The sequence below is a fragment of the Thalassoroseus pseudoceratinae genome (assembly GCF_011634775.1).
In the GTDB taxonomy this organism is placed as follows: Bacteria; Planctomycetota; Planctomycetia; order Planctomycetales; family Planctomycetaceae; genus Thalassoroseus; species Thalassoroseus pseudoceratinae.
Map to the genome: position 1 here is coordinate 62,097 of NZ_JAALXT010000011.1, position 12,757 is coordinate 74,853.

The window sequence follows — 12,757 nt, forward strand, 5'->3', positions numbered from 1 at the left end:
GAAACCGGTGACTTTTGAATTGGTGGCGTCGTCCGAGATACACAACTGACTGCCGATGAAATTTGAAAGACTCGAATGCAACACAGAATGAGAGCGACGGCAATTTGCTTGGCATTGACGTCTGTTTTAGCCGGCACTGACGTGAGTCTGGCGAGACCGCGTCTAGTTCGAAGCAGCGGTCAGTTGCAATCAGCATTGAAGAAGGCCCGGCCCGGTGATCACATATTGATTATGCCGGGAACTTACCGAGGAAATATGTATATCTCGGGACCCCATGGGACGGCCTTCCAACCAATCGTCATTGCCGCGGTTGATCCCTCCCAGCCACCCATCATTCGTGGCGGAAATGAGTGCCTGAAATTGCAGTCGCCCCAACACATCGAGTTGCGAAATCTGATCTTTGAGGGGGCCAATTCAAACGGGCTCAATATTGACGATAGCGGTCGAAATGATTTCTCGGCTCATCACGTCAAGCTACGAAATCTTGTCATCCGCGAAGTGGGGAAAGGCGGTAATCAGGACGGCCTAAAAATGTCCGGGGTATCCGATTTCGTCATTGAAAAACTTACCGTGGACGGGTGGTCCCAGGACGGTCAAGCCATTGACCTAGTCGGTTGCCGAGATGGAAAAGTCGAAGATTGCTTCCTCGACGGGAAGAACGTTGGTCGCGTTGGTTTCCAAGCGAAGGGCGGAAGTCGGGATATTCTAGTGCAAAACTGCCGATTCGAACGGGTGACCGATCGAAGCCTTAACATTGGTGGTAAAACAGGCCTGAAATTCTTTCGGCCTGAACCACAAGGTTTCGAGGCCAAGGACGTCACAATCACTGGATGCACCATCGTCGGTTCAGCCGCACCGTTTGCGTTCGTCAATGTCGATGGAGCTCTAGTCAACAACAATACGATATTTCGGCCCACACACTGGGTATTCCGAATCCTACAAGAAACTCGCTCTGAAGGATTCGTTCCTTCCCGCAACGGTCGCTTCGTTGGGAATGTAATCGCTTGGCGTGGAGAAGAACTGAGTTTCTTTGTCAACGTAGGGGCAGAAACCGATGCGGAGTCGTTCCAGATAGCTGAGAACTTTTGGTACCGCATCGACAGTCCGCAATGTAGTCAACCACAAGGTCTGCCGGTGGAGGAGCAAGGCGGAGTCTATGGGCAAGATCCAGAGTTTCGCGATCCCGAATCAGGAAAACTTCAACTTGGCCGTACACGCGATGAAATGCGTCGAGCTGCCTCAAAACAGCTCGACGAGAAACGCATGAGGACGCGAATCCAGACTGGTTTTGTTATTGCGGTATTGATTCTCTTCTTGTTAGTCGATCGACGAGCCCGCCGCGTCGGCAACGATTCCACTGCCCTTACTATTTTCGATTCGTCAATGGCTGGCAGGACCGTGCCATATTTGTTTCACTTCTATGCACTGGCAACACTTTGGACTGGCTTGATCATCTATGGATCGTTCACGCCTGCGACTTGGCGAACCGACCTGTCTCTTGCAGAGGCTGTCGAGCAATTTCGATCACTCCCCTTAACGTTCCAAGCGAATCGACGGGTGGATTGGGCCAGCAATTTCCTTCTCCTTGTTCCATTCGGATTTCTATGGATGGCGATTGGTACTTGGCAACGACGATCGTTGCCGCGAGAGGTCCTTATGGCATTGGGAACACTGGTAGGAGGAATTTTCCTAGGAGTCTTGGTCGAATTTGGGCAGCTTTGGGTTCCTTCCCGTTTTAGTTCGCAGGATGACGTCTTTGCTCAATTTTGTGGCAACGTCACGGGGGTCTTCCTGTGGTTCATGATTGGACGCTGGAGTGTCTCACGGTTACGGCAGTTGCTCCCGCACGTACGGAAACCGGAACCCATAGACATCTTTTTGACCCTGTATGTCGTCGGCTTTGTGATCTGGTCGACGTTGCCGCTGGACCTCACAATTCATCCCGTCGAGCTTTATCACAAATTCAATAGCGGAGCTGTTATTCTGATACCCTTCACAGGCTCTGGGGCAGAATGGAAGGCGATGCTTATGCACAGCCTTCTGTTTTTCCCGATCGGACTTTTTGCAGCTACAGTGTGGACGTCGCCGCAAAAACCAGTGCGTTCTTTTCGGGGCACGATCTTGCTGGGTAGCGGATTCGCTGTGGGTTTGGAGATGCTGCAGTTGCTAGTCCGGTCACGTTATGTCGATGCCACCGATGTAATCGCGGGAATGGTTGGCGTCGCGCTCGCTCACATCGTGATGGTTGGCTGGGTCGCTCACTCTCCGCTGCTATCGCCGCGGCATGCCAACGTTTCTTGGTTACACAAGTCACGTTGGGTGACTGTCTTGTTTCTGAGTGCAGCCGTACTAGTCTCGATTTGGAATGGACAACGCTGTCCCTGACGAGGCTCATCTAAGGATTGTTGTAGAGGTTCACCATCGCCTGCATGCGATTGGTAAACGAATATCGATTTTCAATGACCTCACGACCGGCTGTCGCTAGTTGATTTCGCATCGTAACACCGTCAATGAGGTTGGTCAGGGCTGCCGCAAGTTCCTCTTTGTTCCCCGGTTCGACTAATATGCCGTTGACGCCGTCTTCGATGAGCTTTGGGACGCCGGCAATTCGCGTGGCTACGACGGGAACACTCATCGCCATCGCTTCGAGTAGTACGTTCGGTAGACCTTCTCGCAAACTGCTGAGGGCATAAACGTCCATTGCGTGATAGAGATCAATCACGTTTGAGCAATGCCCGAGTAAACGAAAGCGGTCGGGTTCCGGTTGGCTGGCAATGAGCGTCTCCAAATGGTTTCGCTCACTCCCTTCACCTGCGATCACTAATTCTACGTCATGCCCCTCCGCGCGCACCTGGGAAACGGCTTCAATGAGGTTGTTGAACCCCTTCTCTGGATTCAATCGGCCAACCGCGCCGATCAGAATCCGCTCTGGCGAAACGCCAATTTTTCTCTTCGCGTCTTCGAGAGACATGGATCGGCGATACTGTTCACAATCAATGGCGTTTTCGATCAATGTCAGCCGGTCACGCCGGACCCCAGCTTCGGCGCAACGCTCCAGCAAATCGGGTGATACCGCAATGACTTGCTGATAACGCTTCAAAGCCCAGCGGTCAATCCGGCTGTAGAGCGGCATTCGCCCCGTCATATCGACCCACCCATGTACCGTGGAAACCAAATGCATTCGGTGAAATCGTCTCAGCAACAGGCCGAGACAGTTGCTTTTGTAGTCGTGACCATGCCAGATCGTCACCCCCAACCGACGGCATAGCCTTAGCATTTGCTTGATAGAACGCCAATCAGTCGCACCGCGATCGGGAATGGAGATCACCTCGGTCTCGGCGGCCATTCCCCGTTGGCGGATTTCCTCGAAACCAGGATCGTCTGGCGGATGCATAAACGCGCAGAGACCATGATATCCATGTTGTTTCAGGAAACGTGGCGAGTTCAGAATCGTCTTTTCCGGTCCGCCGCCAGTGCCAGTCACCACGCGGGTATGCAGGACCACAGGCGGAACCAAATCATCGGTCATCAGAATTTACTCCCTGGCCGTTCCGTCTACGTGCGTCTGTCGGCAGTGAGAAGTTGATAAAACTGTTCGGCTTTTGCGTCCCAAGATTCTTGGGGCAATCGTGCTCGACGGGCTGCGGCTTGATCGAATGGCAGATCCTCAACAATCCGCTGCCGGACTTTCTGTGAAAACTCCTCGGGAGTCGTCGCCAAGTCAGCCGAATCCGCCCAGTCTTGGCAGGCAGGCAGGTCTCGAACAACTGCCGGACGACCAGTTGCCAGATACTCCAGCATTTTGAGCGGTTGCATCGCACGCGTAACCGGAAGGTCGGCATAGGGCATGACGAGTACGTCTGCTATCGCTGCCCACTCTGGCAGGCTTTCCAATGGTAGTGGCCCTAGCCGGTGAACTCTCGGAATGTCAAACAGATCCGGGTGCGGGTTTTGTTCTCGACCAGCCAACAGGATCGATCCTTGTGCAAGGTCAGTTGCTAGTTGGCGAAGAAAATCCAAGTCGAGGCGTTGATCGATCAGCCCCCAGAATAATACATGTGGCGATGGGAACTCTAAAGGAACATCTGGCGGTGTCGCCTTCTGCCAAAATTCGAGATCGACACCGTGAGTTAGCAAATGAACTTCTTTGTCGGGCCGAAGTGTCGCGAGCCGATCCCGTAAATTTCGACCGGCAGCGATCAAAATATCCGCCTGTTCGATCACTTGCCGCTCCATGTGCAACATCGTTGCACCATCTAGTCCCGGCCAAACTGAAAAGTCATCCACGCAGTAATACACCCATCGATCAACGGGAAGCGTTTTCATCAAATCGGCGGTAATTGGTAGGGTCGTCACCCCGATCGCCGAACCACCGACCGTTTCGATCCATCGCTGCAAAGGCGGGCTCAATAACCTTCGGTTCAAGTGGCGTTCCCATCCTCGTCGGAAGCGAGGCCACATGCGGGGATTGAGAACATCTAGGTTTTCTGGACAATTCTGTTTAGCGGTCGAATTTGGTTGGGCATCATCGTCACTTGCCGAGCGGACCAACCACTGACGGATTTTTTCTCCGCCGCGACGAACCGTTGCCATATCCAGACGCGGCGGCCGCATGCCGATAGTGTTAATCCACCCAACCCGTTGGCGAGGCAACAAACGACGCACAAGGTGCTGGCAACTGGAGGGATGCCGCCCCCAATCGTCGGCAAAAACCAACAGGGGAAGCGATGTCGTTGACATGTCCGTCACGGAATGCCTCGCACGATCGGAGGGCCAATGCGATTGGCTACCGCCAACGGCAGACGTTTCCAGACTTTGACTGCCAAACCGAATTTCTTGTTCTCGGGGCGAGCTGCGTTGATTTCCCCGCGGCGAACATAATATTGCCAGACGGCTTGGCTGGGCTCGGCTCCCCATTGTTTCTTAAACCGATACGTTGGCCCGTCCACCGTGCTGCGACCGAAATCGAACATTCGCGAACCGCGTTCAATGGCACGCTCCAACAAATGCCAATACATGGCCATGTTTACGTTCGTCGAATTGTACTCTCGCAAACTGCTGGCACTAGGAACTTCACTGACGCCCCGTTCATGCAATAGCAAAGCCGCAGCGACCGGTTTGTCGCCATCACGAAGACAGCAGAATTCCGCATCATCACCGAGTTGCTGAAGAATCGAGCGAAACAGTTTTCGTCCATAAACGGGGGTTCCAAGATCCCGCATATTACGACTGAAGACAGCATAGAACGCATCGAGCAGTTCCATGCCTCCCCACTCGGCGCAGAAGCCCCGTTTCAAGCCATTTTTGAGTTGGCTACGTCGTTTGCTCTTGAGCGAGTCCATCATCGCGTCCGCCGAATCCGGCAGCGGCAGTCGCATGTGAACTTTGTCACTCATCTGCTGTGTGAATGCCGGATGCTCGATCGGCTCCTCGTGTCGTAGTTCCAAGAATTTGACGTCAAGTCGATCCGCCAACCTCACTGCCTCATCCACGAGGGCCGTCATCGCATCGGGCGATTCCGAGTGGACACCCCCACTATTCAAATAAGGCAAGCTGACCAAAAAACGACCGAACAAAAGCGACCGAACACAGCACAACGGCAAATGCCCAACCACACTGTCATCTCGATAAGCAGTCAGCAGAAACGGTTCATGCCCAAAAGCATCAGCCAAAACCCGCAACCAACGCATGTCGTGATTTCGTCCTACCGCAACGCCCGAAGTAACTGACGGATCGGTTGCGAGATCCGAAAACGATGCAGGAATCTGGTCCTCCACGGTGATGCTAACCGTCACAGTTTTCTGTTGCTCCAACTGATTCGAACCGAGAACTACGACTTAGTGGACAACCGGTTCAAGCACTCATCGTAGAGGTTGGCATAGGCCTCCGCCATCCTTGTTTCGGAAAATTTGTCGAAGGCTACCGCTCGTCCGGCTGTACCGATTTGTTGACAAAGTTCATGGTTGGAAATCAAACGAATTAGGCGGTCGGCCAACGCCGTTTCGTCGCCCGCCGGTGCTAGGAAACCGGTTTCGCCGGCGGTGACGACTTCTGAGAGCCCTCCCACATCGGTGCAGACAACCGGCCGCCCCGCTGCCATGGCCTCGATGATCGTCAGAGGAATGCCTTCACTGACGCTCGTTAGCATGAGAGCATCAACAGCGTCGAGCAATCGGGGTACGTCTCGACGCAGACCGGCCAGAGTGACGTGCTTTTCCATCCCGGTCCGAGCAATTTCCGCTTCGATTGCTGGGCGATGTGGGCCTTCGCCGACGATCAGCAAATGCACATCTTCTCCGGCTTCGACCAACTTTGCGATTGTCCGCACTGCGGTCGGATGATCCTTGATCGAGTCCAGACGTGCGACTTGCCCAGTCAAGAACGTTTGATCGGTCAAGCCGAACTCGCGTCGTACCTCGGAACTCGAACTTGCCGACTCCGTCTCGAAGGGAGTCAAGTCGATCCCGTTGTAAACGACTTCGATTCGACGACGTGGCAGACCTTCGTTGGTGACGAGTGCCTCGCGAACCGATTCCCCGACCGCGGCGATTCGGTCTCTTCGCGAAAGCACGACGTTGTTGAAAACCGCCCGCTTGCGACTTGGCGTATCGGGATGAAAGCGGCCATGTTCAGTGAACACGATTGGCTTTCGGCCAAAAGGTAGCCGGGCCAAGGCAGCATACACGAACGGCGTGTATTGATGGGCATGCACGAGATCGACCGACTCGTCTTTGAGCAACCGTGACAGCCGCCGAGCACACGACCAGTCGATCCCATCGCCTCGATCGAGTGTTCGTACGGGAAACCCGTCCGCTTGCAGTTCCTCACCCAGCGGCCCCAGGTCATCCAGGCAAACGAAGATAAACCGATACCGCTCCCGCAAAAACCGCCCCAACCGTGCAGCCAACACCTCCGCCCCACCCACGGTGAGACTGTGCAACAACTGGCAGACGATCGGCAGAGAATTGTTCATGCCAGAGTGATACACGATCGCCGAGAAGATGCAACCCTGTTCACTGGGATTGTCGAGATTTCCCGGTGGTGTTGTTCCGGCTCGCACCACGCGGTTTGCCAGGATTTGACGAGGATTTCCGTATGGATGAGTTTTGGCCGTTATCACCCATCGTCTCGAGCTTCAGGCATCTCCGACCGTTAATTTCCAAGGAGGTTTCAAATTTCGGAAGTTGATGATCGAAATATGCCATCGAGCCGTCTTGGTGTCATCTGGTTCGCATGAGTTATTGACATTCGTCTAAACCACTGAATCGACTGTAAGAGCGTACTTCGACTCAGCGTTTCACATGTGCGCTGGTTCAAATTTCCATTTAGGTAGTAAATTTTCACTTAAATTTCGTTTTGCCTATTGCACCCAACCTACCACAGATGCTAGCGTTCTTGTACGGAAGCGGACGCTGCTGATAGCGGATTGGTGGTGTACCGAGTTCTTGAGTTACACAACAAGGGGTGAAGTGAAGTAATGCGGAAAACGTTTTATGGGGGCTGGATGTTCGCAAGCGTCGCAATCGGCCTGGCGACAACGCAACAACTCGACGCGGCTCCGCTCTATTCACAGGGGTTTGAGACGGATACTGTCGGATGGTTCGATCAGGGTAATGGTTGGGTCGGTGACATTGAGCGTGTTGCCAGCGGTAGCGGCGGCATTTCATCAAGCTCGGGCGGATATCATGCGATTGTGAAGCAGACTGCTAGTGGTCCTTACTCCAAATTCGACGGTAATTCATCGAGCGTGTGGCCAGGGGGCTTGACGGTGTCGACCGACATCTACCTCGATATAAACTGGGCTTTGGGAGAAGGGTTCGACTATTCAACAGCAATGAATAACTCTTCGGGAAGTCATCGACGGGATTTTATTTTCCACGTGACGAAGGATACCTCAACCGGGGACCTGCTTGTTGGCGGAAGCAACAATACAGATAACGACCCGGATGAGGATCTGGAATCTGGCAATCATTTCGTAGTGGCCAATAGTGGATGGTACACTTTCGAGCATACTTTTCGGGAACAGGGTGGAGTACTCTTCGGCGACTTGAATCTTCGGGACACCAGCGGCACCCTGCTTTTCACGGAGACCCGAACCAACAACAGCGATCTGATTGCAACGGTAGTTGGCGGTCCTCGGTATTCCTGGTTCACGAATATCGACATTGCAGGTGGCATCGCAATTGACAACCACAGCCTCTCCGCCGTGCCAGAACCCTCCTCTTTGGCCCTGTTCGGCATTGGCGCATGTGCCACAGGCTTCGGAGCCGCTCGCCGTCGCCGCCGTGAGAAACAGCAAAACGTAGCGGCGTAAGCTGACAGAGACAACGAACAATTAAAGCAAGCGGGCGACTTTCACGGTTGCCCGCTTTTTGTTCGTGCTATGAACACCTCGGCATCACCCACCGCACCAAAATCAGTTGACCGGAAATGCCCCGTAACCCGCCGCCGGACTCCTGGATTGCAACCGGTAATCCCCATTGGTCGGGCCAAGACATTATGGAGCGATGCCATACACGCAATCGGTTTCCGTTACCGGCAAGTGCGGCTGGCGACTGGCACAACTTTCTATAAGGCAACCTAGGACCCCCTGAGCTGGACCGGTCGAACACGATATCCCAACCAACATTTCTTCCGTTTCTTGCTTGACGCTTTCAGCCCTTCTTGACGGCGAAGGTTCTTTACGGACTTCTCTGCCTGACCATGCCCCGTGGGAGCAAGCCTGATGGCCGGCGTAGGCGTGGATAAGGACGTGCGTGAGCGGTGGAGATGGTCTGGCAGGCGGTGACTAACGAACAATTTGAAGAACGAGGGGACAAAGAACCACAGGTTCCTTGTTATTACCAACCCCATCCCCGGCAACGATGGGAACTTCCTCGGGGGAACCACAAGAACCGAACCCCATCTGCATCCGTCGAATCCCGGCAGAATTGGGCGGTGAGGGAGTGTGGGATTCTGAACATGAACCATCGGCACGCCCCGCCGACGCATGAAGCGGTAGTCAAGTTCAGCGAGGTTCGCACGATCCCAGAGTTTCGGGACTTCCATGAAAAACTACGACGGAAAGCACGCTATTTCGCCAAGACGAGAGCGGTGGAACTGGCCGTTTACTTCGTGCGGGAGATCGAACGAAACAACCTGATCCATCTGCATCTGCTCATCAGGACCAGCATGAATGACCCGGCAGACGTGTTGGGGAAGATCGTGCAGAAGGCCAGTGGAAACAAGGCGGAACTGGCCCACTGTGAGAACATCCGGTCGATGGCCGCCATCACTCGCTATACGGTCAAGGATATCGCCGACGTGCAGGAGGGGGAAAGGGAGGTTCTGCTGTTCAAGAAGGGGCTGGGCCTGAACCTGTCAGGGCAGTTTGGTGGCTACTTCGTGAAGACCAAAGGGGAGTTGTGGAAGGAATGTCGGCGGGAATGGTTTGGCGAAAACTACATTGAGGCGTGAAGGTGGCAGCCCAGCGAGGAACAGTTGGCCGTCGATGCGGAAGCCCGTCAGGATGAAGACCAACAGACGGACGAGCCACCAACAGACGACCAACGGGAGCCGACGCCATCGTGGCCGCTCGCACGTCACCACCGCCAGAGCGTGATGGCGTCGGTCCTGCCCGTTATTAGCCAGGTGTGTGAGCCGGTTTTTCCCCGTGGACCGCCCAGAAACCGTTCTCCCACAAACGCCAGCACCAGCAACACGTTAGAGGCCGTTGTAGGCATGTTTCGAGGGGCTGGCCTAGTCCGTTTTTGTGACCGACCGGCGTAAATACAGGCATGACGATGATGACGTTTCAAGAATGGCTGGCGATTCGGGAAGGGTTGTGGCTCAACGACGACAAGGCCGTGGAAGGGCTGTCGAAATTGCCCCAGCCCAAACCGAAGAAACCGGCCCAACGCAAGTCGCTCACGCAGGCGGTGAGGCCGGCCAAGCCGCAGGTACGTCCCGTGCTGCCGAAGTCTCCAATCGTACCAACGGAAAACGGACGACCATGATGGTCGCCCGCTTTGGTTGCCCTTCGTTTCTGTCAGCTTAGGGCGTCGCCTCTTGCTGCTTTTCACGTCGTCGACGGCGTGCGGCACCGAGACCAGCGACACACGCACCAATGCCGAACAGGGCGAGGGAAGACGGTTCGGGAACGGCAGAAACATCACTGGCTTGAAAACTGAAATCTTCAAACAGCACACCATCGCCCACCACGTTTTGTGGCTGAAAGAATTCCACTCGAAAGATGCTTGGAGTTGTGGTGGAGATCGTTGCGAAAGTTCCCACTCCGGCGCCTGGCCCAAAGAATTCATCAAAATCCACAAGATTACCGCCTGTCGGTGCGTCGAACGCATTGATGCGAATTCCGTTCTCCTCGACGTCAATTCCCGTGATGCTAACGAAGCTTTGTGGCGAGTCAAAAGTGGCGACAATTGGATCTGTGGGGGTAGGTCCAAAACCACCGATAATAGCTCTAATGCCAAGGCTCCCCGACGACCCTGCTAACCCAAAATTGTTTGTAAATTCGGCGTTTGAGAAGGTGACACCGAGGGTGCTGTAGAAGGCATCAACCGGATTACCGGCGGTCCCGTCGTCAAAGTCGATGGTTATTAACCCCGCTTGCACCTGCCCTGCCGTGGTTACAAGCACCGCCACGCACGCCACCGCCAGTTGAATCGCCCTCATCATCTTGCTTCCCGTGTTGTAGGTCTAGAAATCTGGCCTGCCGCGAATCCGGCAGCGATGGCGTTTACTACTGAACAGCGAAGATAACATTCGAGGAAGGAGGGGCAATAGGCAAAATCGGAAAATCCGAGATATTTTCCCGCATCGCCAAGCTGCTCCGATTAGGCGAATAGTGTAAAGTCTCGATATTTGGAGGGAGAAACACCAAATATCCGGGCCGTTTTCGCTTTTTGCACAGCTTGTAGACCGTCAAGTGTGGTGTGTAATCCACTCATGACACAATCAGCTACATTTGCTGTTTTCTTCTCATCGTTCAGTGAAATAGGGGCATGCCACAAGGCTTCGATCCGCAGTTTTTCGAGCCATCGCCGCAGTTCGTTAGCCACGAACTCAGGACCGTTGTCACTGCGAATGTGACGAGGCACTCCTCGCATCAAGAACAGCTCGGCCAGCGTATCGATCACATCCTCGCTGGTGACGCTTCGAGCCACCTTGAGGACGAGACATTCGCGGGTGAATTCATCAATGATTGAGAGCTACTTCAATTGAATTCCTGAGGTTGTTGTGAAAAACGCCCGGAAAGTGGCTCTTCGGCAAACTTGGTGAACCGGAGGGCATGATCATCCGGCACGGATCATTCGGGCTCGAAGGAGTGCCAAGCCGGCTCGGCCGTACATTTGACGTTTGATCGTCTTCAATCGGTTGATGTGCCCTTCGACCGGTCCACTGCTCCAAGGTTCGTCGAACGCGGCCTGAACCGCATTTCGGTCGCGTTCGAGTCCTTCGGCAAATCTCCGCAGCTCCGAACATGGGCTGTCCCACGCTTTCGCTTGCCATTCTCGCCAAGTCAAACAAGATGTCTTGCGGATCAGGGCTGCGAATGTTTCGACGAGCTCGACCGCCTCGGCGATTCCAGGACTCAGCTTCTGCAGACAATTCACTTGGCATTGCTGCGTCGGTGTTCGTCGGGTGGGATCAGTCATCACGGCGAACGAAAGAGCTTTGGTGGACGGAGCTCGTGACCGAGGAGGTTTGGCTGCGTTGATTCGATGACGGGAGAGGCCGCGAGTCGCCATTAGTCGGCTGACGTAGGTCCGCACGGTGGTGCAACTCAACCGAACGCCTTCACAGAGCAACTGCCGATGCAGGGCCGCCGCATTATCGTTCCCATCCGCTAGCCAAGCCTCAATGCGTTCTCGGTAGTTCGTCATTTGCGATGGTCGCTCGCGGCCTGGCTGCCAATCGGGGAGCTGATCGGACTGGACATAACGCGGCACGATTCGCCACGATAATTGCATCTCGCGGGCAATTCGACGAAGCGATTGTCCCTCATCACGACGCCGACGTGCCTCTTGCCAACGGTCATGCCGTTGCTTCTGCTTGGCAGTTTCTGGCGGTAAAACTTCCGCTGACACTTCCGGTTCCGAATTGGAGTCTGGTGGATTGACGATCGTCGGAGTGAATGCGGCTTTGATTTTACCTGAGTAACGATCGAGAAACCGCTCGAGTGCCTCGCGAATGTTTCCCAGCAAATGCCAACGGTCCGCGATCTGTTGGGCCTGGGGAGCCGCTGCGGTGGCTGCCTCGGCGTATGGAGCCCAGCGATCACGACAGAGGACTTCGACCTCGGGGTGCTGGCCCAGCCAAGTTCGCAGTTCGCTTCCATCCCGTCCGGGCAGCAACTCCAGAACTTCGCTTCGCTCCAGGTCGACGATGATTGTCCCGTACCGCTGTCCCTTCCGAATGGCCCAGTCGTCGACCCCAATGATGCGTGGAGCAGGCGTCGCAATCGGACCCGCATTCTTGACCCGTCGCAGCAGTGTCGTCGAACTGACGGGCATGCCCAACTTGCCAGTCAAACGAGCCCCTGGTTCACCACCCAGCGCTAGCCCAATCGTGCGATGGGCATCCGCCAGCCGAGTGGTTGAATGAGCATGCTCGGCCAGTAGTTGCGGGATGGGTTCGCAGAAAACTCGACGCAGACAATCGGCGTTCCGGCAGAAAAAGCGGCGAACCGTCAAGTATAGCCGGACCGGGCGACCTTGAATTGGTAGGTCCCGGGCGGTTCGAGTGTATCGACTATGAA

General features: G+C 54.8%; 10 protein-coding genes and 1 pseudogene. 4 read left to right on the forward strand and 7 right to left on the reverse strand.

Translation table 11 applies throughout. The annotated features are described in order from the left end of the window. Window positions 1-87 precede the first annotated feature (87 nt). The gene (locus G6R38_RS27130) at window positions 88-2,385 is read left to right on the forward strand and encodes a VanZ family protein (protein WP_240928408.1); all 2,298 of its coding nucleotides are present in this window, start codon (window positions 88-90) and stop codon (window positions 2,383-2,385) included. Between the two features lie 10 nt (window positions 2,386-2,395). Here G6R38_RS27130 and G6R38_RS27135 read toward each other — a convergent pair whose 3' ends face one another. The 4 genes from G6R38_RS27135 to G6R38_RS27150 form a co-directional block, all read right to left on the reverse strand. After that, window positions 2,396-3,529 carry a glycosyltransferase family 4 protein gene (locus tag G6R38_RS27135; protein WP_166831921.1) on the reverse strand — a complete coding sequence of 378 codons (1,134 nt, stop codon included), beginning with the start codon at window positions 3,527-3,529 and terminating at the stop codon, window positions 2,396-2,398. A gap of 26 nt (window positions 3,530-3,555) precedes the next feature. Further along, a complete protein-coding gene (locus tag G6R38_RS27140) occupies window positions 3,556-4,740 on the reverse strand; it encodes a glycosyltransferase (protein ID WP_240928409.1) in 1,185 nt (394 codons plus the stop codon). 5 nt (window positions 4,741-4,745) lie between these two features. After that, window positions 4,746-5,690: a FemAB family XrtA/PEP-CTERM system-associated protein gene (locus G6R38_RS27145; RefSeq protein ID WP_166831923.1), complete on the reverse strand. Its 945-nt coding sequence runs from the start codon at window positions 5,688-5,690 to the stop codon at window positions 4,746-4,748. A 140-nt stretch (window positions 5,691-5,830) separates the two neighbouring features. Next, window positions 5,831-7,120 carry a glycosyltransferase gene (locus G6R38_RS27150; RefSeq protein ID WP_166831924.1) on the reverse strand — a complete coding sequence of 430 codons (1,290 nt, stop codon included), beginning with the start codon at window positions 7,118-7,120 and terminating at the stop codon, window positions 5,831-5,833. 357 nt (window positions 7,121-7,477) lie between these two features. Here G6R38_RS27150 and G6R38_RS27155 point away from each other — a divergent pair, with 357 nt between their 5' ends. The 3 genes from G6R38_RS27155 (at window position 7,478) to G6R38_RS27165 (ending at window position 9,995) form a co-directional block, all read left to right on the forward strand. Then, the gene (locus G6R38_RS27155) at window positions 7,478-8,314 is read left to right on the forward strand and encodes a PEP-CTERM sorting domain-containing protein (RefSeq protein WP_166831925.1); all 837 of its coding nucleotides are present in this window, start codon (window positions 7,478-7,480) and stop codon (window positions 8,312-8,314) included. Between the two features lie 647 nt (window positions 8,315-8,961). After that, on the forward strand, window positions 8,962-9,456 hold the full coding sequence (locus G6R38_RS27160; protein ID WP_166831926.1) for a hypothetical protein: 495 nt from the start codon (window positions 8,962-8,964) through the stop codon (window positions 9,454-9,456). 326 nt (window positions 9,457-9,782) lie between these two features. Beyond that, the gene (locus G6R38_RS27165) at window positions 9,783-9,995 is read left to right on the forward strand and encodes a hypothetical protein (RefSeq protein WP_166831927.1); all 213 of its coding nucleotides are present in this window, start codon (window positions 9,783-9,785) and stop codon (window positions 9,993-9,995) included. Between the two features lie 37 nt (window positions 9,996-10,032). Here G6R38_RS27165 and G6R38_RS27170 read toward each other — a convergent pair whose 3' ends face one another. The 3 genes and pseudogenes from G6R38_RS27170 to G6R38_RS27180 all read right to left on the reverse strand — a co-directional run. Further along, on the reverse strand, window positions 10,033-10,674 hold the full coding sequence (locus tag G6R38_RS27170; protein WP_166831928.1) for a PEP-CTERM sorting domain-containing protein: 642 nt from the start codon (window positions 10,672-10,674) through the stop codon (window positions 10,033-10,035). Between the two features lie 158 nt (window positions 10,675-10,832). Further along, window positions 10,833-11,207: pseudogene (locus tag G6R38_RS27175) on the reverse strand (integrase catalytic domain-containing protein); the annotation flags it as partial. Window positions 11,208-11,291: 84 nt separating this feature from the next. Then, the coding region (locus G6R38_RS27180) for an ISL3 family transposase (RefSeq protein ID WP_166831930.1) at window positions 11,292-12,757 on the reverse strand (1,466 nt) is incomplete at its 5' end.